26 protein-coding genes and 1 riboswitch are annotated in these 20,975 nt (G+C 34.2%); of the genes, 7 read left to right on the top strand and 19 right to left on the bottom strand.

Annotated features, from left to right (window positions below; all coding sequences use genetic code 11):
- Window positions 1-97 precede the first annotated feature (97 nt).
- The gene (locus tag CAB05_RS07820; protein WP_087999261.1) at window positions 98-1,360 is read right to left on the bottom strand and encodes a Y-family DNA polymerase; all 1,263 of its coding nucleotides are present in this window, start codon (window positions 1,358-1,360) and stop codon (window positions 98-100) included.
- A gap of 166 nt (window positions 1,361-1,526) precedes the next feature.
- Here CAB05_RS07820 and CAB05_RS07815 point away from each other — a divergent pair, with 166 nt between their 5' ends.
- A complete protein-coding gene (locus CAB05_RS07815; RefSeq protein ID WP_087999260.1) occupies window positions 1,527-1,721 on the top strand; it encodes a YqzH family protein in 195 nt (64 codons plus the stop codon).
- 57 nt (window positions 1,722-1,778) lie between these two features.
- Here the strand turns inward: CAB05_RS07815 and CAB05_RS07810 are convergent, their stop codons facing one another.
- From CAB05_RS07810 to CAB05_RS07800, 3 genes are all read right to left on the bottom strand, one after another.
- On the bottom strand, window positions 1,779-2,075 hold the full coding sequence (locus CAB05_RS07810) for a DUF2653 family protein (protein ID WP_087999259.1): 297 nt from the start codon (window positions 2,073-2,075) through the stop codon (window positions 1,779-1,781).
- A 12-nt stretch (window positions 2,076-2,087) separates the two neighbouring features.
- The gene (locus CAB05_RS07805) at window positions 2,088-2,525 is read right to left on the bottom strand and encodes a hypothetical protein (RefSeq protein ID WP_087999258.1); all 438 of its coding nucleotides are present in this window, start codon (window positions 2,523-2,525) and stop codon (window positions 2,088-2,090) included.
- Window positions 2,526-2,602: 77 nt separating this feature from the next.
- Window positions 2,603-3,205, bottom strand: coding sequence for a metal-dependent hydrolase (locus CAB05_RS07800; protein WP_158093213.1), 603 nt, complete (start codon window positions 3,203-3,205; stop codon window positions 2,603-2,605).
- A gap of 218 nt (window positions 3,206-3,423) precedes the next feature.
- Between CAB05_RS07800 and tatC the strand changes: the two genes are divergently transcribed.
- A complete protein-coding gene (gene tatC / locus CAB05_RS07795; protein ID WP_087999256.1) occupies window positions 3,424-4,158 on the top strand; it encodes a twin-arginine translocase subunit TatC in 735 nt (244 codons plus the stop codon).
- Window positions 4,159-4,209: 51 nt separating this feature from the next.
- On the opposite strand, the gene CAB05_RS07790 is transcribed toward tatC, so the two are convergent.
- The gene (locus CAB05_RS07790; RefSeq protein ID WP_087999255.1) at window positions 4,210-4,527 is read right to left on the bottom strand and encodes a hypothetical protein; all 318 of its coding nucleotides are present in this window, start codon (window positions 4,525-4,527) and stop codon (window positions 4,210-4,212) included.
- 249 nt (window positions 4,528-4,776) lie between these two features.
- Window positions 4,777-5,172: an FtsB family cell division protein gene (locus CAB05_RS07785; protein ID WP_087999254.1), complete on the bottom strand. Its 396-nt coding sequence runs from the start codon at window positions 5,170-5,172 to the stop codon at window positions 4,777-4,779.
- A gap of 430 nt (window positions 5,173-5,602) precedes the next feature.
- On the opposite strand from CAB05_RS07785, the gene CAB05_RS07780 reads away from it, so the two are divergent.
- The 3 genes from CAB05_RS07780 (at window position 5,603) to CAB05_RS07770 (ending at window position 7,087) form a co-directional block, all read left to right on the top strand.
- Entirely contained in the window at window positions 5,603-5,947 is a 345-nt protein-coding gene (locus CAB05_RS07780; protein WP_087999253.1) for a YojF family protein, read from the top strand.
- A 16-nt stretch (window positions 5,948-5,963) separates the two neighbouring features.
- A complete protein-coding gene (bshB2, locus tag CAB05_RS07775) occupies window positions 5,964-6,638 on the top strand; it encodes a bacillithiol biosynthesis deacetylase BshB2 (RefSeq protein WP_087999252.1) in 675 nt (224 codons plus the stop codon).
- A gap of 65 nt (window positions 6,639-6,703) precedes the next feature.
- Entirely contained in the window at window positions 6,704-7,087 is a 384-nt protein-coding gene (locus CAB05_RS07770; protein WP_235821390.1) for a VOC family protein, read from the top strand.
- Between the two features lie 63 nt (window positions 7,088-7,150).
- Here the strand turns inward: CAB05_RS07770 and CAB05_RS07765 are convergent, their stop codons facing one another.
- Complete coding sequence (locus CAB05_RS07765; RefSeq protein ID WP_087999251.1) at window positions 7,151-8,281, bottom strand: GerAB/ArcD/ProY family transporter; 1,131 nt, start codon at window positions 8,279-8,281, stop codon at window positions 7,151-7,153.
- A 203-nt stretch (window positions 8,282-8,484) separates the two neighbouring features.
- Complete coding sequence (locus CAB05_RS07760; protein WP_087999250.1) at window positions 8,485-9,420, bottom strand: VanW family protein; 936 nt, start codon at window positions 9,418-9,420, stop codon at window positions 8,485-8,487.
- Window positions 9,421-9,579: 159 nt separating this feature from the next.
- Here CAB05_RS07760 and CAB05_RS07755 point away from each other — a divergent pair, with 159 nt between their 5' ends.
- Entirely contained in the window at window positions 9,580-9,771 is a 192-nt protein-coding gene (locus CAB05_RS07755) for a hypothetical protein (protein WP_087999249.1), read from the top strand.
- Between the two features lie 91 nt (window positions 9,772-9,862).
- Here CAB05_RS07755 and CAB05_RS07750 read toward each other — a convergent pair whose 3' ends face one another.
- From CAB05_RS07750 to CAB05_RS07720, 7 genes are all read right to left on the bottom strand, one after another.
- On the bottom strand, window positions 9,863-10,534 hold the full coding sequence (locus CAB05_RS07750; protein WP_087999248.1) for a GNAT family acetyltransferase: 672 nt from the start codon (window positions 10,532-10,534) through the stop codon (window positions 9,863-9,865).
- Between the two features lie 16 nt (window positions 10,535-10,550).
- Window positions 10,551-11,222: a GNAT family N-acetyltransferase gene (locus CAB05_RS07745; protein WP_087999247.1), complete on the bottom strand. Its 672-nt coding sequence runs from the start codon at window positions 11,220-11,222 to the stop codon at window positions 10,551-10,553.
- A 25-nt stretch (window positions 11,223-11,247) separates the two neighbouring features.
- Complete coding sequence (locus CAB05_RS07740) at window positions 11,248-12,111, bottom strand: carbon-nitrogen hydrolase family protein (RefSeq protein WP_087999246.1); 864 nt, start codon at window positions 12,109-12,111, stop codon at window positions 11,248-11,250.
- A 155-nt stretch (window positions 12,112-12,266) separates the two neighbouring features.
- Window positions 12,267-13,268: a zinc-dependent alcohol dehydrogenase family protein gene (locus CAB05_RS07735; protein WP_087999245.1), complete on the bottom strand. Its 1,002-nt coding sequence runs from the start codon at window positions 13,266-13,268 to the stop codon at window positions 12,267-12,269.
- 126 nt (window positions 13,269-13,394) lie between these two features.
- Entirely contained in the window at window positions 13,395-13,952 is a 558-nt protein-coding gene (locus CAB05_RS07730; protein ID WP_087999244.1) for a TetR/AcrR family transcriptional regulator, read from the bottom strand.
- Window positions 13,953-14,651 (bottom strand): MBL fold metallo-hydrolase, encoded by a 699-nt coding sequence (locus tag CAB05_RS07725; protein ID WP_087999243.1) that lies wholly within the window; start codon window positions 14,649-14,651, stop codon window positions 13,953-13,955. It lies immediately after the preceding gene.
- Window positions 14,652-14,819: 168 nt separating this feature from the next.
- Complete coding sequence (locus tag CAB05_RS07720) at window positions 14,820-16,268, bottom strand: amino acid permease (protein WP_087999242.1); 1,449 nt, start codon at window positions 16,266-16,268, stop codon at window positions 14,820-14,822.
- Between the two features lie 197 nt (window positions 16,269-16,465).
- Window positions 16,466-16,644, bottom strand: a riboswitch (Lysine riboswitch).
- 233 nt (window positions 16,645-16,877) lie between these two features.
- On the opposite strand from CAB05_RS07720, the gene pdxK reads away from it, so the two are divergent.
- Window positions 16,878-17,693: a pyridoxine/pyridoxal/pyridoxamine kinase gene (gene pdxK, locus CAB05_RS07715; protein WP_087999241.1), complete on the top strand. Its 816-nt coding sequence runs from the start codon at window positions 16,878-16,880 to the stop codon at window positions 17,691-17,693.
- 65 nt (window positions 17,694-17,758) lie between these two features.
- Here pdxK and CAB05_RS07710 read toward each other — a convergent pair whose 3' ends face one another.
- The 4 genes from CAB05_RS07710 to CAB05_RS07695 all read right to left on the bottom strand — a co-directional run bounded on the left by CAB05_RS07710 (window position 17,759) and on the right by CAB05_RS07695 (window position 20,871).
- Window positions 17,759-18,466, bottom strand: coding sequence for a nitroreductase family protein (locus CAB05_RS07710; RefSeq protein WP_087999240.1), 708 nt, complete (start codon window positions 18,464-18,466; stop codon window positions 17,759-17,761).
- Window positions 18,467-18,582: 116 nt separating this feature from the next.
- Window positions 18,583-19,005: an RrF2 family transcriptional regulator gene (locus CAB05_RS07705; RefSeq protein WP_087999239.1), complete on the bottom strand. Its 423-nt coding sequence runs from the start codon at window positions 19,003-19,005 to the stop codon at window positions 18,583-18,585.
- 139 nt (window positions 19,006-19,144) lie between these two features.
- Complete coding sequence (locus tag CAB05_RS07700; protein ID WP_087999238.1) at window positions 19,145-20,653, bottom strand: MDR family MFS transporter; 1,509 nt, start codon at window positions 20,651-20,653, stop codon at window positions 19,145-19,147.
- Window positions 20,654-20,688: 35 nt separating this feature from the next.
- Window positions 20,689-20,871 carry a hypothetical protein gene (locus tag CAB05_RS07695; RefSeq protein WP_087999237.1) on the bottom strand — a complete coding sequence of 61 codons (183 nt, stop codon included), beginning with the start codon at window positions 20,869-20,871 and terminating at the stop codon, window positions 20,689-20,691.
- Window positions 20,872-20,975: the final 104 nt, after the last annotated feature.

Below are 20,975 nucleotides of genomic sequence, written 5' to 3'. Positions count from 1 at the left end.
TCATTCTGGCTAGTTAGCAGTCCCAAGTAACGAACATTGGGATTCGGTCTTCGTTTTACGCTTGTCGGGGCAGAACTATTTGCCTCCACTTTTCAAGTTACCCTTTATGTCCTCCTACTAGCTTACTTCTAGCAAGTGCGGTGCCGCCTTCTGCGTAGGAAACTGCCCATAGAAGTGCATTGGATCCATATTTTTTTCTTACTGCATCCATCACGTAGCCTAGATTTCGTTTTTGGGGCTTTTTCTGATCAAATAAATTTAGTTGCATCAATTCATCACTGACAATATTGGAAAGTGTAATGAGTACTTGTCGCACAGTTTTTCCTTCGTAATATTGATCGAAAAGTCTCATACAAACTTCATACAAGTCCGATGTGATATTTGTTGGTTCATCCATCGTAAATGCATGAGAGAATCCTCCGCCAAACTCCTCGCGACTATATCCGATTCCTAGTGTAATTGTTCTGCCTGCCTTTTTAGCATTTCGCGTACGTCGTGCTACTTCTTCACACATTTCACGAATAACAAATTTAATTTCTTCTACTTTTGTATAGTCTCTCATCAATATTTGGCTTTTTCCGAAACTAATCTGCCCATTCATAATTGGCGCACCAAGCTCAGAGAGATCTACTCCCCACGCATGATGATATAGTTGGTTTCCCATCACACCAAACTTTTTTTCAAGCAGGTGAAGTGGGTATTTCGCTAGCTGTCCTACTGTAAAAATGCCCATTGAATTAAGGGTCCGTTCAATTCTTCGACCAATCCCCCACATTTCACTAAGCGGACTAACCTCCCATAGCTTTTTTTCTACATCTTCATATGTCCACTCTGCAATGCCTTTCTTTTTCCCTTCTAAGTCGAGACAGAGCTTTGACATTAACATATTAGGGCCAATCCCAATTGAACATGGTAATTTAAAACGAGCTAAAATGTCAGCTTGAATTTTTTCAGCAATTTCCCATGCGTCGCCCCATAATTTCTTCACGCCATCCACCTTTAAAAAACATTCGTCAACACTATATACATGTAAATCCTCTAATGGCACATATTCATTTAATAACTTCACAATGTTTGTTGATATTTCCAAATACTTTGCCATTGATGGATTAACAATTTTAATCCGTGGATCTTTTGGAATTTCAAACACTCGTGAACCTGTTTTAATACCAAACTCTTTTTTTAATTGTGGTGAAGCTGCTAATACGATACTACCTTCTCTTTCAACATCTCCAACAACTGCTAAGTAACATGTTAATGGATCTAATTCGAGCATGACCGCAGAACAACTTGCATAAAAGCTTTTCATATCGATGCATAATATACGATGATGTGGTAACTCTTCATAACAAACGCTCATACATATCACTCCCAATTCTTCCAAAAAATAACAGAACCTATGTTCTTATTTTTATTATAAACATATATTAAACGAATATACGTTCTATTTCAATTAATTTTTTCGCTATGAAGTAATGAAAAATTTGGATATACTTAAACTAACTCGGGGGGAAGGAACGATGTAAGTGGATGGACAGTTTGTAAAGCTAATGATAAAGCGAGCATTAACGCAATATGGGGGAGAACATGAAGAGTGGATTACAAATGATATGCTAGATGAACTGTACAAACAAATTTTAGCCGAGCAAGAAAAAAGCGAACGTTCGTTACATGAATTAGTACAAGATATTGTTTACGAATACGTAACAAATTATGCCTAACATCTAGCTTAAAAATAGAAAAACCCGAGATAGAACAATTCGTTCCTCTCGGGTTTATTAGTATGTAAATGATACTTCGCTTGTGATTCCTTCATCTTCATGAAAATGAATGATAATTTCCATTGAGTGAGAAGAAAATCGATGTACTTCATCAAGAAAAAAACCGATGGCATCTGACATTTGTTGTTCCCCGTAATTGAAGTTACGGTTATACATTTTCACTAGACAACTTACTCCTTCATCTTCATTGAACACAAATTCAATTTGCACTTCTTCGGGGCGGATTCGTTCTAAATCGGCAACAAATACACAAATTGCATTTGCCACGTCTTGTTCATTTAAATAGATTTTCATCAGTCACCTCAATTAATAATGATTTCTATTTCCCCTACGAAAGATTTTTTTAACAAACCATATAATGGCAACGATGATTAATATATCAAATAAAAGACTAAAAAACGAAAATCCAAATTGTTGTCCGCCATAATAACCACCAAAGGGATGCAGCATCGAACCAAATAACGACCCAATTCCAAAAGCACCAGCATATCCTAAAAAGTTCCTACCAGTATTTCCAGGTGTACGATAATTAGATCTAGGAGCAGTTGGACGATAGCTTCTATTTGAGCGATAAGATCTTCTTGCTGCATATTGCATCGATGATTGCTTACTAGAGAAACTCGTTTTTGCAGAAACTTTCACAGTTTGCTGATTGTGAAAAATACTGTTTGCACTAACTGGAATTGAAAAAGTTAAAATAAGACCCATAATACATGGAAAAAACCAGAGTTTTGTTTTCTTCAAATTATGCCCCTTCTTTCATTATCAACATCTTTTTTAGTATGGATGTTTTCAATCAAAAAAATGTAAGAAAGAAGAAACTACAGCCACTTTATGCTCTGTTTTGTAAACAGTTGATCAGCTAGAAGATGAGAAAAATACCCGACTGTCCCAGCTAACCATAGGCCATCAATTTGTAGGTCCTTTTGAATAAAAAAGCAAATACCACTCCAAATCGCTAAAAAGTAAAGAGAATGGGTCGGACCACGGTGCTTTAACCTTGAAGAAATAGCAATAAAGAGCCCAAGTGCAATGATTGACCAATTTCCATAAAAAGCAAACCAACCTATAAATGAAATTAATAAGCCAGTCAGCATTAAAATCGTTTTTAAATTCCGTAGCCAGCTAATACAAAATAAAAATAGAACTAATATTCCTACACCATATATCCATGATCCAGAATAAATCAATTTCCCCGTTTTCATTATGATAAATAAAGAAACTGCTAAAAATAAAAAGCTAAATAGAATCTTAAGTGGTGTAGAAACTTTCTTCGTTAATGAACCGTTATGATGATCTAAATCTGGAGCCAAACTACTGATTGCACCAACAATAAGTGGAACGGTCATTGCATCATTGTTTGTTGCATACATTGTTACTCCTGTTGCGAATAATCCTACAATTACATGACTTTTTCCATCCAATATTACATACCTTCCTTGTCTTAACAAATATAAATGTTCATATAACTCATTATAGTCGGACAAGAATAGAATGCCTATTACTATATAAGAAAAAGTTGGAAATTACTTGATTCTTAAAAGTCCCTTATATTCATTGACGATTGAACTTTTTTCTGACAAAATGAAGGAAACTAAGATGTTATCATAAAATACTTTCACAGTTTGCGTTGGGGGAAAATATGCAAGAAAAAGAAATGAGTGTCATTGATCATTTAGATGAACTTCGAAGTCGAATAATAAAAGTAATTGTTTCATTCGTTTTATTTTTAGGAATTGGATTATATTTTACAAAAGATATTTTTCATTTTCTAGTAAGAGGCCTGAATGAAAAGCTATTGGCATTAGGTCCTAGTGATGTCCTTTGGATTTATTTTATGATTGGCGGAGTATTCGCTATAGCGTGTAGCATTCCAGTCATTGCATACCAATTATGGGCATTCGTCAAACCTGCATTACATATAAAAGAACAAAAAACAACAATGCTATACATACCTGCACTGTTTATTTTATTCATTTGTGGCATGGCCTTTGGATATTACTTTATCTTTCCAAACGTTTTAGCATTTTTAACAGAAATAGGTTCTGAACTCGTAACTGTTACTTTTACAGCAGAGCGATATTTTAGCTTTTTATTTAATTTAGTGATACCATTTGCATTTTTCTTTGATTTACCGGTTATTATTCTCTTTTTAACAAGTATCGGAATCATAACACCAGCATTTTTACGTAAATCACGAAGATTTGCATACTTTATTTTAATTATTATCGGGACAACAATCTCACCTCCTGATTTTGTATCAGACATGATGACAAGCATCCCTTTACTAATTATTTATGAATGTAGTATCATCGTCTCTACTTTTGCATATAGAAGACGTATGAAACGTGAGCAAATAGTTCAAGATCAGCAATAAAAAAATGGACAGCATTGTAAAATGCTTGTCCATTTTTTTTATACTAACCTTTTAAAAGATTTGAGACGAATACAACGTAACGACTAAACCAGAGAAACTATACATTAGCGAAGCTTTAATTGCTAACTTTCTTTTAAAATCTTTATGTAATTCGTTTAATTCTAAACCCACAGCACGTAACCACTGATATTGTTGGAAAGGTGTATAACTTTGTTTTTTTGCGCTTCTCCAATAAAGGACGATTGTCGTTGCGAATCCTATCATAATAGCAGAATTACCAGGAGATGAATCCGAAAGAACACTAACAAGGAACGTCAAAATCAGTTGTACAATTAAAATAGCAAATACATAAATGAACTTTTTCAACATGTTAATCCTCCTTATTTAAAGCTTATATAAATTATAACAAAGATATATTTTTCAGAATAGTGAAATTTTTGTAGAAATCATAGGATATTAGAATCAAAAAAAGGACATTTGTAAGAAAATAGGAATAATTTGTTCATTCACGAAATACCCATTCATATGTTCTACTTTACACTTGCATTTACAGAACAATCGTTCTATAATAGAAATAGAAAAAGATTCCCATATGAATGAGAATCTTTAAAGTACATACTATTTATTATTTTGTTCAAGTTCTTCTTTTGACTTTGGTACGATGATAATTGTTTCCCCTTTTTTAGAGAACATATACTCATCGCGAGCATAGTTTGCTATATAGTCTGGGTTATTTAACAGTTTGATTTGTCGATCAAGTGCTTTTTCCGTAACTGCTAATTTTTTCTGTTCTTCTTGTAGATTATGTAATTCAGTTTGTTTTGCTGAAACGATTTGATGTTGACTAAACCAATAAATTCCAGCTACAACAAATAAAGACAAGTATAATAGAGCTAATACAAGTCTATGTAGTCGAATTGATTTCCCTTTTTGAACCTGTGGAAATTGATTACGAGAAGGCTTGTTTATTACTTCTCTTTGTTGACTATATAATTTTTGCGCTTCTGCCTTCACGTATAACTACCTCACTTTCAAAAATATTATTCTAGTCTAGTGTACCAATTAATAAACTAATAGAAAAGAGAAAAAAGGTAAATTAAGTAAAAAAATGTATTTTTATCACTAAAGTACCGTTATTTTGTCGAGTTATTGTACATACATTTAATCGGTATAAATTGCAGAATTGTAAAGTCTCTATTTTATTTTTAGAATATTTTAAAAATTTTAACTAAAGTTGTTGACGAGGATTTTTATATCGTGTATATTTAATTTAAATTAACTGAAAATTTAAACAGTTAAATTTTAGTAATCATGTTATACACATCCCCCCAATCCCTATCACCCAATTTGATAGGGATCTTTTTATGTTTCCAATTGTCGAAACCATCTCATTACCATTTTAAGAAGAGTTCGATTATAATACACATTATAGGAGGTATGAACGATGCAAAAATTAGAACTAAGTGCAGTTCAAGATGCACTTCAAAACTTTATAGATCAAACAGTTTATTTACATTTAGAAACAACTAATGGTGCTTATGCTAATCACTTTAACGAGAAAGTCATGACAGTAAATGCATTTATTCGAAATACAAAAGTAAATATCAGCCGTGCTACTGTAACTGGAAAAAGTCCTTATAGAGTTGGATTAAAGCTTGATGAGGGTTGGGTAGTTGCAGAAGGCTTAACCGATTTTGAAATTGATGATGAAAACCGCCTCCTACTAGCAGGCCATAATGAAGAAGGTAAACTAGCAATTGCACTACAATTAAGTCATACACCATTTTAAGAGAGGAGCACTACTAATGAAAGAAGAAAAAGTATTAATCGTGTTCCCTCATCCCGATGATGAAGCATTTGGAGCAGCTGGAACGATTTCACAATTTACAAACAAAGGAATTCAAGTTACATATGCTTGTTTAACACTTGGAGAAATGGGACGCAACATGGGGACTCCATTTTTTGCAACTAGAGAAACCCTTCCTAAAATTCGTAAAAAAGAATTAATAGACGCTTGTAATGAAATGGGTATCCAAGATTTAAGAATGCTAGGATTTCATGACAAAACAATTGAATTCGAGGATCCAGAAATAGTTGTATCTGCAATTAAAGAAGTGATTGATGATGTGCAGCCTACATTAATGATCACTTTTTATCCAGAACACGGTGTTCACCCCGATCATGATGCTACTGCAAGAGCAGCAATTGAAGCAGTTAACAGAATGGCTTCAGATGAAAGACCAGTTGTATGGTGTATCGCAATCACGAAAGAGCGTTTTGATGTACTAGGCAAACCTGACATTGTTAATGATATTATGAATGTTGCTAGTCAAAAACTTCGAACAATGAAGGCTCACCGTTCACAAACAGAAGCCATGTTAAAAGACATTACAACAATTGAAAAATTTGAAGATATTGCAGACGATCGATTAAAAATGTTTTTTGCAAAAGAATCATTCTACACTTATCACTTTGAATAAGAAGGTTTAACTCAGTTATCTGTAGAAATAGTGAGAGATTTAGTAATTATTCTGGAGGTAAACAAATGTTAAAAATGAGATACTTAATTTTATATGTTTCAAATCTAGAAAAATCCCTTACTTTCTACACAGAAGCATTAGGCTTCCCTGTTCGTGGGAATCACGGTACATATGTAGAAATAGACACAGGGCACACAATTCTAGCATTGATCGAGCGTGACAACGTACAGGAATTGACTGGATTAACTTATAAAAGTACACCTGAATCTTCGCAAACATTTGAAATTGGTTTTGTAACTGAGGATGTTGTCGCTACAATAGAAGCACTACGCGTCAAAGGTGTAAAAGTAATAAAAGAACCAATTACAAAGCCTTGGGGTCAAACAGTTGCTTATGTGGGCGATCCGGATGGACATTATATCGAAATTTGCAGTTCAATGGATTCATAATCCATCAAATAGACAGAAAAAGGATAGAAAAGCAGACATATACTCTGCGATTTCTATCCTTTTTTATGGTTCACTCTTGGCTCCTTCCATTTCGTTTTTTACTTTTGTTTTCTTTTGTATTAAAGCAATGATTAACAGAGCCGTCGGAATAATCATTTGAAATGGTATATGCATGTAAAAAGGAACAATTTCTAAGCCTTCTTTAAAGTGATGTAGAACATTTGGTGCCATCCATAAAGAACTAATCACAACGAGCAAACTAATTGGATAAACAACATCGCTACTTTTCTTTACTTTAAAAAGTTCGGCAGAGCATGTCACTGCACAATAGAAAAAAAGAAAAATTTTAACAAAACCACCGATTACCATGATAATAACAATAAGAGGATCCAATCTTTGAACAAAATTGGCAATATTGATATAACTAATTGCAGTTAAAAGTGGAAAAGTAGCTCTTTCATAACCAGAAACTCCTAAAATCATAATGTTTTTAAGTGTAAAAAAGATTAATACCATACCCGAAAAAATCAATGCTGGAATCCCTACTTTTAATGCCTTATTTGTTTTATTTAAATGTGGCATGATCATCGTAAATACGATCACTTCACCAAAAGGAAATGTCGTAGCAAGTGGGAAAGATGCTTTAATGACTGGCTTCCAACCATTTTCCAAAACGGGTCTTAAATTATTGATCTGATAGATCTTAGCAATACTCTCAAAGCCTACAATAATCAAAATAATAATAGAGATAAGAAAAAAAATGAATTCATTTGCACGTGCAAACGTTTCTAATCCTTTATGAGCTCCGTACATGACAATAAACATCATTAAAATTCCAATCAAAATTAACGAAGATGCATTAAAAATTGTAATGACTAATAATTCTTCAAAATCGCGTAAATCCCTAGCAGCTATATAGATAAAATAGACCATATAAACTATTGCTACTAATTTACCAGCATACTCACCTAATATCTCTTGAGTAACTTTCGTAAACGTTTGTTGAGGATACAATTCATATAATTTTATATACACATAAAACAAGATACAGCCAAAAAGTGAACCAAGCAGTAAACTAATCCAAGCATCTTGCTTCGCATCACTTGCAAGCCCATATAATGATGAAGTTCCAACTTCAAACAAAAAAATCATACAAAAAAATTGAAAACCACTAATCGTTGTTTTTCGATTCATCTACTTACCTACTTTTTTAACTGTCATAAGTGACAAATTCAATCCGAATACGTTCCATTTTATGTTTACCTAAAATTCCCATATCATGTGTTTAATTTGAAATTTCAGAAGAGATTTCTTCTGTAAAAAAAACAAGCTGCCGTAGCAACTCGTATTCTTCAGAAAAGAAATGTATAAAATTATTCCCATGCCGGTCTTCAATATTAATATGGATTGAAACTAGGTATTTCAGGTTTTGTATTAATTTCCTTAGGTAAACGCGATGGAGCTTTAGGTACTTTTCGAATTTCGTAATTAATGACATCTGAAGAGTGAAGCGTAACAACAATACTACCTCCATATTGCTTAGCTCGAATCAAAATCGGTTGATTATATTTGTTTTGGAAGCGAAAGTCAGGTCCATACCAGCTTACAGTAGCATCACGTCCAGGTGGAACATATGATACATGCCTGCTATGCGAATACCGCTCCACAATTTGTAGTCCAGCACGGTCCACAGCATTGAACAATGTTGATGACACCTGACAAATACCTCCGCCAACTCCTTCAGATAATTCCCCTTTAACGATAATGGCAGCACTCAAGTACCCTTTATCTCTGCTTCTCTTTCCCACAACCTGGTTAAATGAAAAAATCTCATTAGGGAAAACAACATGATTATCAATTGCTTTTGCCGCAAGTGAGATATTGTTTAAACGGCTTTTATTGTTTGGATTGAAATAAGTCACGTACTGACCAATCTGTTGTATCCGTATATGAGCAAGTAACTCACTGTCAACTTTCGGATAAATGTCTAACTCAGGCACTTCGATCTTTGCAGGGCCACTTCCATAAAAGTAAGAGTGAAACTGCTCTTTAAACTCCTTTTTATAAAGTCTGTACCCTACCTGCCCAGGTACAATGCTTCCCTGTTCATTAATTTTAGCATTGATCGGTTCCTGATAAATTTGCTGATCAAGTTTGTCGATAAATTGATTATATTTATTTTCATCAATCGTTGGAATACCAGGAATAGGCACGTTAAAATTCTCACGGCTAACGATGGCAATGGGTTGTCCTTGTTGATTAATCGTTAAACTGTCTGGAAGATGAACAGGTTGAGTTAATAAAAAGAAACTAGCTATCCAAGTACGGATCATAAATGGCATACCTCCCAATATTAGTATGAACAAGAGGTTATACTTTAATGTGATTCTCTCCTTTTAAATAAGGAACAATCAAATAAGCTATCATAGGTGTGTTTTTTTTATGAAGCTAGTAAAGAATAATGACGAACCTTAAGAAATGGAGGTACTGTAATGAAAAAAGATGAGTATACAAATGACATGAATCAACTGTTAGAAATTATTAATGCCAAAGGAGATACTGGTGAACTCTTGGAAATTGTAGACAAATACAAACAAACAGAAAATGAAGAAAGCAATCATAATCATGATCTTTTCTATCAAGAACTACGAGTGATTGCAGAGGATAGTGCAAGAGAAGATTAAACATAAGTTTAATGAGAAAAAAGGCATAAAAAAAAGCTTATCGACTAGTCTAATCACAGGGACTTTATCGGCAAGCTTTTTATTTCCAAAATTAAAAGTATAATAACTCCACTTTTTCTTTAGCTTCTAAGTTTTCAATCATTGTAAACCATGATTCAGGCTTATTTGGTAAAACAGTATAATAACGTTTTAAGAATTTCACAATTAAGTCCGTAGGTAGCTCATAAATATCCCCATCCATCGGAAGGAAGCAAAGATCTAAACCTGTAATAGCCTCACCATCATTGTTCCAAGAAGGATGAACATATGAGAAATTAAGACGCTTATAGCCAAGGTGAGCCAACACTTCACGACGAACATAAGGATCCATCGGCTTAACTCCGCCAAACTCATAATGATCTACACGATATGGATCATAGATTTCAGCAAACATACCTGATAATTTTTTACCATTTGCAGTAGCTAATGCATGCAAATCTTCTAATCTTTTTTTTGCCAAAAACGGCCCAACTCCCAAACCAGCTTGGCCAATGATTGTAAAATCTGTCATAGCAACATTAAAATCCTCGTAATAACGATACTCTGTAGCCCCCACTACTTTACCTTCGTGAACAGCAACAAAAACACGAATACCAGGGTCCTCCAAAGGTTCCTTCCAAAGATCAAATTCAAGTACTTCTTCCGGGGGAAATACATCTTGCATTAATTGATGCATTTGTGAAAATAACGGATCTTTGATATTCACAATTCTACTAAATTCCATTACTTGATCTCCCATCTTAAATTGAATTCGCAAATGGATTTTTCCATTCCATTAACGTACAGTAATGACACGATTCTTCATCCTCTAAGTAATCTGCTACTACTTTGACTGGCGTACGACCACAGCGAAGTAAAAAGGAGATAACTGGATCTTTTAATTCTCCATTTATAACAGCATCCAAATACTGCTCGGGAGACAATTCTTTTGCAACTTTATGATATCCTGGCATTCGTCCTCCCCCGAGCAATCGTTCCAAGCGCAAGTGAATCACAATATCATACATTGAAAACATCAACCACTTGCCTAAACCTAATTTACGGTAGATTGGTCTAACTCCAATATCAACAACATACAGAGTATTTCCACTTGGGTTATGGTTACGAATATATCCACTATCTGTCATCTCGTCCCAGGTGTGATTTGGTTGATTCGAATCAAAATTCACAAGTAATCCAGTCATTGAACCTGCCATTTTGCCGTTCACTTCAATACATAATGCTCCTTGTGGAAAAAGAGTCACGTGGTTAGTAAGCTGCTCTTCATTCCACAAAAGCTCAGATGGAAATGGAGGTGGAAAGCTTTCCTGTTGAATACGAATTAAGTCAGGAAAGTCCTTTTCTACATATTGACGGATTACGACTGGGACCGGTTTGTCTTGGTCGAAAACAAAGAATTCTTTTCGATACATATTAAAACCCCCAAATGCGAATTACTTAATTTGTTTCCCAATCTGGGTAAAGATCAATTCGGCGATCACGCCATGTAGTCACAGAGCCCTTTTCACGAACTTGATATAAAAGCTCTAAATTCAAATCCGCTGTAACAATCATATCTTGATTAATCTCCCCTTCTACCAAAATACCTTTTGGCGGGAATGGAATATCATTTGGCGTGACGACCACTGCCTGGCCAAAATTAGCACGCATGAAATCAACAGTTGGAAGCGAACCAACAGTGCCAGTATTTACAACATAGACTTGATTTTCGATTGCTCTAGCATGACTTGTGTAACGAACTCGATGAAAGCCATGACGATCATCAGTGCATGAAGGACAGAAGATTACATCTGCACCTTTTGCCTTTGCCATTCGAACGATTTCTGGAAATTCAATGTCATAACAAGTTAACATCGCAATTTTTCCTTTTTCAGTCTCAAATACTTCAAATGTTTCACCAGGGCTCATGTTCCACTCATTTACTTCAGTTGGTGTAATGTGAAGCTTAGCCTGTTCTGCAATTCGTCCATCCGGATAAAACAGATGAGCAACATTGTATAATCGATCGCCTTTGCGAATTACATGAGTTCCTGCAACAATGTGCATCTTGTATTGCTCAGCAAATTTGATAAATAATGCACGATATTGCTCAGTAAAGTTAGGTAATTCTTGAATCGTTAATGCTTCACCTTTGTCATTGCCAATCGACATAAGCTGAGTTGTAAAAAATTCAGGAAAAACAATAAAATCCGAACTAAATTCTTCTGCTGTTTTTATATAATGCTCCACTTGATTTACAAATTCTTCAAAAGAATTGATTGTGTGGAGATGATATTGAACAGCTGAAACTCTTAATTGCATACAATCCCCTCTTCCCAATTTCAATTATATATATTGTATAAACCTTATTTGATAATTTAACTAAATGAGCAAAAAACTCCTATGCTAAAACTATCATAGCATACGGAGTTTACGAAAAGATAAATAATTAATTACTATAGGATAACAAGTATATTTTATTCTACTTTGAAACTTTGATTTTCAACAATTACCTTTCCATATTCAACTTCTTTGTTTTCAAAATAATTATGAGCTTCACTTATTTCTTCAAATGTAAAACGCTTTGGATTAATAAGTGGCTTTACTTTTTCGGACTCTACAAGATTAGCTATTTTATGTAAAATCGCACCATGTTCTTTACGCCCTTCCTCTGTTTTTTGAGAAAGCATGATAAAAATAACATGTAATGATAAGGATTTACTATGTAATGGCGTTAAATCATGAGTAGAGCGAGCAGCGATCGCTAAAACCGTCCCCTTTTGTTTAACAGCTTGAAAAGATTTATCCAAATTATCAGTACCCACAGTATCAAAGACAACATCAAAGCCTTTACCATTCGTCAGACGCTCAACGTATGCTAAGACCGGCTCATCTTTATAGTTTATGACGTGATCTACTCCGAGCGATTTGACTAATGCTGCTTTTTCATTAGAGGAAACAGTAGTAGAAACAGTGGCACCTAAGGATTTAGCTATTTGAATCGCTACATGCCCAACTCCTCCTGTGCCCCCATGAATTAAAATATGATCTCCTGCTTTTATATTCCCTCTATCAACTAAAGCTTCCCATGCTGTAATTGAAGTCAAAGGTAAGCTAGCAGAATCTTGAATTTGTATATTATTAGGTGCTTTTGCCAAAATTGACTCATCGACTAATAAGTAATCTGATAGGGCTCCGCCTGCTGCATTAAACCCGTATACTAGATCTCCAACTGAAAAACGTGAAACACCCTCACCAATTTCTACAATTTCACCAGAAAAATCACTATGTAGAATCATTGGAAAATTAGGTTGAAATGCGTTTTGAACAACACCTTTTCGAATTTTCGTATCAATCGGATTCACACTAGTTGCAGCAATCTTAACAAGAACTTGATTTCCTTTAGGAAACGGGTAAGGAACATCTATTTTTTGAAATTCGGAACTATTTCCATACTGATGAATCACCATTGCGTTCATGTCTACTCCTTCTTTCTCATAGCGAATTTTCTATATTTTAACATATATTTTGTTTATTCAATAAATTAGAAACCCTGAAAACAAAGACAAAAAAACCTTTCATTATTAAAAGGTTCTTTTACTTATTTAAGATACAATATTCATCATATAATGTTTCAATACATATCTAATACTCTCGTCTATCGGAATGTTTATACCGAAACCGTCATGATCTTCAAGTGAAACAAATCCATGAAGAATACTTCTTAGCCCCCTGACAATATGGATTTGATCAATTTCATTTACATCATATGGTTTGAGAACTTCAATAATCAACTCTAAAATTCGAGTTGCAACTACAGTGTATTCATCACCTACAGTGTGAGTTGATGACAGAGTTGATTGATATAATCCAGGGTGCTTTCGAGCAAAATGTATATATGCAAAAGCTAAAGAAAAAATTGCCTCTTTTGATTGATCACAAATCGAAGAGTGAAGCTCCTCATAAAGCTGCTGGATACCATAAAGCGCAATACTATTTTTCAGTTCATCTAAATTTTTCACATGATTATAAATTGAAGGGGGCTGAATCGTTAATTTCTTAGCTAAATAGCTAATCGTTAAGACATCCCACCCCTCATTGTCGACGATCTGAATAGCGGTTTTCAGTAATTCATTAAAATTTAAACCAATTCTAGGTGACATTCACGAATCTCCTTTATTTAATGCATGATCAATTGCTTCTTGTGGATTATTTAACATTGATCCATGACCAACTGCCAATAATGTTGGTTTCAATTGACTTATTTTACGAGCACTTTTGATTGCATCCTCTTTGCTCCACGTTGCCCATGCAGGAAATGGAAATAAAAGGTTCAATTGCCCTGAAATTGCAATACCACCTCTTAATGTAAATGCATCTCCTGCAATCACAGCGTTTGTACGTTGATCTAAAAACGACATCGAACCAGGTGTATGACCAGGTGTTTCAATTGCTAACAATGACCCAATCGTATCACCTTCTTGTAAATATCGATCAGGTGTGGTTTGAATATTTTTAGGTACTCCACCTTTTATAGGCAAATTGGGTTCATTTGGCTCTAAAGTAACATCACCCTTTAATAATTTCGCATCTCTTTTAGAAATTGATACAACAACTTCAGGCATCATAGATTTTAAACGATCTAATGAACCAATATGATCCCCATGAGCATGAGTCAGTACAATGTTTGTAATTTTTTTGCCAAGTTCATTCGAAACAGAAATGATTTTATCAGCACTGAATGATAAAGCAGTATCAATTAAAGTAAGTTCATTTTCTTCTTCAACTAAAAAACAATTTACAGGGAATAAATTAGGTAAAAAACTGATTTGATAAAGAAAATTAGATTTAGTAACCTTCATCACAATTCCTCCTAAATAAAAACTAATGGTATTAGTTTTATAATACTAATGCCATTAGTTTTTGTAAACACCTAATTTCAATATATTTCCAATCAAATCAAAATAGAAGCTTAAACTAGCTTAAACGCAAACAAAAAACCCCTCCACCAAAGATGGAAGGGTTACAATTTATTTTCTGCTTAAATCCATTTCATTATAAGCAACTACTTTTGTTTTATTTTTAAATTTATAGCCTAACCAAACAATTAGGAATACTGGTATACCAATGTATGAAACAAGCACACCTTGCCAGTCAATTACATTGCCAGTGAACGCTTGATAGTTTTGAGCTAGTACGATAAATAAACAAGCTAAAAATGCTAGAATCGGACCTAATGGGAACCATTTTGCACGATATGGTAAATCATTTAAATTTTTTCCTTGAACAACATATGCTTTACGGAAACGATAATGTGAAATCGCAATACCTAACCAAGCAATAAATCCTGATAAACCTGATAAGTTTAATAACCAAGTATATACTTGACCTTCACCAAAGAATGACGTTAAGCATGCTAATGAACCAACTGCAAGCGTTACATATAAAGCATTTGTTGGAACACCATTTTTGTTAATTTTTGTTAAGAATTTTGGCGCTTTTCCTTCAATAGCTAAAGTATATAACATACGAGTAGAGGCATACGTACCACTATTCCCTGCTGATAATACAGAAGTTAAAATAACTGCATTCATTACAGAAGCTGCAAAAGCTACACCTAATTTTTCAAAAACTAAAGTAAATGGACTTACTGAAACGTCCCCTCTTAATAACTCTGGGTCAGTATAAGGGATTAATAAACCAATCACAAAAATTGCTAATACATAGAATAAAAGGATACGCCAGAAAATTTGTCGAATCGCTTTCGGTACATTTTTCTCTGGATTTTCAGTTTCCCCAGCTGCAACACCAATCAACTCTGTACCTTGGAATGAGAATCCAGCAACGATGAAGATTGATAACACACCTAAAAATCCATTATGGAACGGTGCTCCACCAGCAGTGAAGTTTTTAAATCCAACACTATCTCCACCTAAAATTCCAAAAATCATTGCGATACCAACTACTAAAAAGACAATAACAGTTACGACTTTAATTAAAGCAAACCAAAATTCTGATTCACCATAACCTTTAACTGATAATAAATTTAATCCTAAAATAATCACTAAGAAAATGGCACTCCATAGTACAGCAGGAGTATTTGGGAACCAATATTTCATTAACATTGCTGAAGCAACTAATTCAAAAGCTAATGTGATTGCCCAGTTATACCAATAGTTCCAACCCATCGCAAATCCAAATGCTGGATCTACATAACGAGATGCATACGTACTAAAAGAACCTGATACAGGAAGATAAGTAGCCATCTCCCCTAAACTTGTCATTAAGAAATACACCATTATACCAATTAAGCAATAAGCTAATAAAGCTCCACCTGGACCAGCTTCACTTATTGATGCGCCACTTGCTAAAAATAACCCTGTCCCAATAGAGCCACCAATTGAAATCATTGTTAAATGTCTTGCTTTAAGTCCTCTTTTTAAAGAACCTTCATTTTGCGGGAGATTTGATTGTCCCATCTTTGTTGCCTCCTCTTCATTCTTGCAATACTATCTTTACGCAGAATTTGGGGCGCAAAAGTGTTGTTTGCTGTGTATTTTACTCAAGAAATTCCTACATTATGTAATGTTGGAATTTCCTAGAAAAAACACAAAAAAACACGTGAAGAATGTTCACGTGTTTAAGACTCAGTTTATATGCGTCTAACAGCCAACATCTCTTCAATAGCCCTCCACAAGTAAAACTTGTGACAGTCCTACGCTTATTCAGCAATAGGCCCAGCAACAAAATTGAATGGCAACTTTGTTACTTCGGCAGTTTCGCCTTTCATTACTTTTCTTAGGTTCCATAAACCTCCAAGTAATAACTCATCAAAACCGCGCCTCTATCCATACGAGATAAAGATCATATTTAATTAAATTTTATAAAATCACTATACCAATCTAATAATCTAGTTGTCAATTATTTTCTACAAAATTCTACAAAAACAACTGAAGAATCCTTTAGAATTCTTGTTACCATTCCATTTATAATTCCTGTTTACCATCTATAAACTGCCCTACTTCCTGTTTTTTAGTGTACTTTTTGCTATAATGAAAATTGTGTTTGAACAAAGGAGGAATTTTGATATGACAGTGTATAAAGCATTAACTCTTGCAGGATCAGATAGTAGTGGTGGCGCAGGTTTACAGGCAGACATAAAAACATTCCAAGAGAGAAATGTATATGGAATGAGTGCAATTACTACATTAGTTGCAATGGACCCACATAATCATTGGCACCATCAAGTATTTCCGATTGATATAAGTACAATTGCAGCGCAATTAGAAACAATCGTTGTTGGTGTAGGCATTCAGGCAATGAAAACAGGAATGCTTGGATCAGTAGAAGTTATTGAATTAGCAGCAGAAACAATAAAAAAACATAATATAAATCGTGTAGTAGTTGACCCGGTAATGATTTGCAAAGGGAATGACGAGGCTTTACATCCTGAAACAAATGATGCATTAAGAGATGTATTAGTTCCTTTATCAACTGTAGTAACACCAAATTTATTTGAAGCAGCACAATTAGCAAATATGGCTCCGATTAAAACAGTTGAACAAATGGAAGAAGCAGCACGTAAGATTCATGCATTAGGCGCAAAATTCGTACTTGTAAAAGGCGGAAGCAAAATTCAACATGAGAACGCGGTTGATGTTTTATTTGACGGTGAAAAAATTGAACTTTTAGAATCTGACCGAATTGAAACAACATATACACATGGTGCTGGTTGTACATATTCTGCAGCAATCTGTGCAGAATTAGCTAAAGGAGTAGAACCTAGAGAAGCGATATATACTGCTAAAAAGTATATTACTGAAGCAATTCGCCACTCATTTAAATTAAATGAATATGTAGGTCCAACAAACCATATGGCATATCGTTTACATGGAGAAAAATAAAATACAAAAGAAAAGAGCAGGCTAAGGACTATCCCTTAACCATGCTCTTTTTACTTTCCTTGCTCTTAAAACTGATCCCAAGTAAGAACTTCATCTAGCGTCAAACGAACTTTTTCAAAACCAGCTTTGATTCCCTTACCAACAGAGATTAACATGACTGGTTTGAAGTTTTCAGGTACATTGAATGCTTCTACAAATTTCGCTTGATCAAAGCCACCCATTGGTACTGTATCTAAACCTTTTGCTTTTGCCGCAAGCATAAGTTGCATTGATACTAATCCACCATCAATCATCGCTACTTTTGTTGCGATTTCCTCTGGGAAATTACCATAATTTTTAACAATTGAGCCTACATAAAAGTCTTTAACCTCTTGAGTCATCATACCTTTTTCAACTAATTCATCATAAATTCGATCGGCATTTACATATGCTTTTGTATCACCTAAAACTGCAATAACAACTGAAGCATCAACGATTTGTTGTTGATTATTAGCAATTGGAAGTAATTTTTGTTTCGTTTCTTGTTTATTAATAACTAAAAATCTCCAAGGTTGTAAGTTTGAAGAAGATGGAGCTTGAACTGCGATTTCTAATAGTTCACGAACTTCTTCATCACTTAGTTTGAAATTCGGATCATAATGACGTACTGAACGTCTTTCTTTTGCTACTGTAAAGAAATCAGAACTATCTAAATGTTTAGGAGCCTCGTTTCCAAAATCTATTTCATTTACTTTATTTAAATATTCTTCTCTATCTGATGATACTTTTGTCATTTAAATCTCTCCTTTGAAACTGTATTATTTACAGATACAGTATAAATCTTTAACTGTATAAAATTCAACTACAGTTTATAAAAAAAAATAAAACCGAAACAATGTTTCGATTTTATTTATCTAATTTCTTTTGGTAGTAAATCAGCGACAGTCTTCTTTGCAAGACCTTCAACAAGCCAACTTTCCATTTCATCTTTTAAATTATATAAAGCTGAACGAGTTGAAGCTGTGAAGCATTCATGGCTATTCACATCTAAAAATCCTTGTGAATATGGATCAGACCTCATTGCATCATAAACATCTTTTAATGAAATTTCACTTGCATCTCTAGCTAAGTAGTAACCACCATCTCGCCCTTCTTTTGCTGAAATAATCCCAGCTTTTACTAAATTGGCAAGAATTTTTCTTAAAAAGGTCGACTGTGCTTCAAGTTTTTGAGCCATCATAGAACTTGGACAAATTCCATCATGCTCTGCCAATACAAGTAAAGACTGAAGAGCAAGTCCAAACCATTTCGTACTAGAAACCTTGTCTTTCAAAAGCTTTCACCTCAAATACTAGTCTATACGATTTTTGAAAAAAGACAACCTACTTTCCGATGGCTAAGGCAAATACAAGCATTATAATTGAAATGAATTTAAAAAATAAAAAAAGAAGGCCAATAAATAGCCTTCCTACTTATGATGCATTACTTTGTGGTAATTCTTTATTCGATAATTTTTCATTGCCCATTAAGAAAATTGAGATCATCGCTAAACCAACTGGAATTAAAGTCCATAAGAAAGTATGAGCGATAGAAGTAGCAAACACTTCTGAAATTTTATCTAAAACCGGAGCAGGAATCATTTTACTTGCCTCAGGTGTTAACGCTTGATTGATATCTAAATTTTGAGGCGCACCACTATTCCCAAGTGCACTTGAAATTTTATCTGAAAAGACATTTCTTTGAATAACACCAAATACTGTAATACCGACAGTCATTCCTAATGCACGAAGGAATGAGTTCGTAGAGCTTGCTGAACCACGGTTTTCATTATCAAAATGGTGCATAGCTGCCATACCTAAAACTGAGAATGATACACCTACACCAAGTCCAACAATAATCATATACAGTACAATTTGGAATTTCGTTGTATCAGGTGATAATGTTCCTAAGCATAAAATACCTGCTAATAATAGGACGACAGAACCTGCCATTAAGTTACGATAGCTAGTTTTATTTGCTAAGGCTCCACCAAATGCAGCAGAAATACTCACACTAACCATCATTGGTAATAGTACTAATCCAGAGTTTGTTGCGGTACCACCTTGCACAAACTGGATAAAAATCGGGATATAGATTGTTGCTGCAATAAACGCAGCACCATAAAATAAGCCTACAAAATTACTTGCTGCAAAAAGACGCATTTTGAACATTTCAAACGAAATAATTGGCTCGGGAACTTTTCTTTCAATGAATAAAAAGATGATAAAGAAGACCGCAAAAGCACCAAATAAACCTAAAATTTGAATAGAATCCCACGCGTATTCTTTTCCACCAAGCTCAAGTGCGAACATTAAACTGACAATACTAATGACGAATGTAGTTGCACCCCACCAATCAATTTGTTGTTTTTGATGGTTCGTTGATTCTTTATAATAAAAGCTGATTAATCCAAGTGTTAACAAGCCGAATGGAATATTGATATAGAAAATAAATCTCCAATCAATGTAATCTGTAATATATGCCCCAATTAATGGACCTAAAACACTAGAAAGACCAAATACAGCTCCAAAAATACCGCTCATTTTCCCGCGTTTCTCAACAGGAAACACATCCCAAATGATTGAGAAAGCGATTGGCATTAATGCACTACCACCAATCCCTTGAATTGCTCGGTAAATACTAAGCTGAACGATAGACTGAGCAGTACCACAAAGAATCGATCCAAGTAAAAATAGAATAATACCTAACATAAAGAATCGTTTTCTTCCATACATATCTGACAGTTTACCAAAAATAGGCATACCAGCCATTTCCGTTACTAAGTATGCTGAGGTTACCCAAACAAACTGATCGTAGCCACCTAGATCTTTTAACATCGTTGGCATCGCAGTAGATACAATCGTATTATCTAATGAGGCAAAAAATATTCCTAATAATAATGCAATCATAACTGGAACCAATTTTGTTTCCCTTTTTTGCATGTTTCTCTCTCCTTTTAACGCTCGAACTTTAAAAATCAATCTTTATTAATATACAGTATTGCATTGCTTAAAAGACCTAAACCTATTCCAATTCCAAAACCAAGAAATCCACCAGCAATTAAATGTGATGTAAAATAGCCAACTCCTAAGCCTATTGTTAATCCTAATATAACAAATGCAGCGTAAAATATACCGACAGCCTCTTCATGTCTTAACATTTTATCATTCCCTCTCTATCACTATTAAAAAGGCATAGAAATACTTTCATACATTTCATAGCCTACTTTTAGATAATATAACATTGTTTCGTTACTTACACAAT

The organism is Gottfriedia solisilvae (assembly GCF_002128405.1).
Classification (GTDB): Bacteria; Bacillota; Bacilli; order Bacillales; family Bacillaceae_G; genus Gottfriedia; species Gottfriedia solisilvae.
This window is presented reverse-complemented; position numbering and strand designations above follow the sequence as displayed.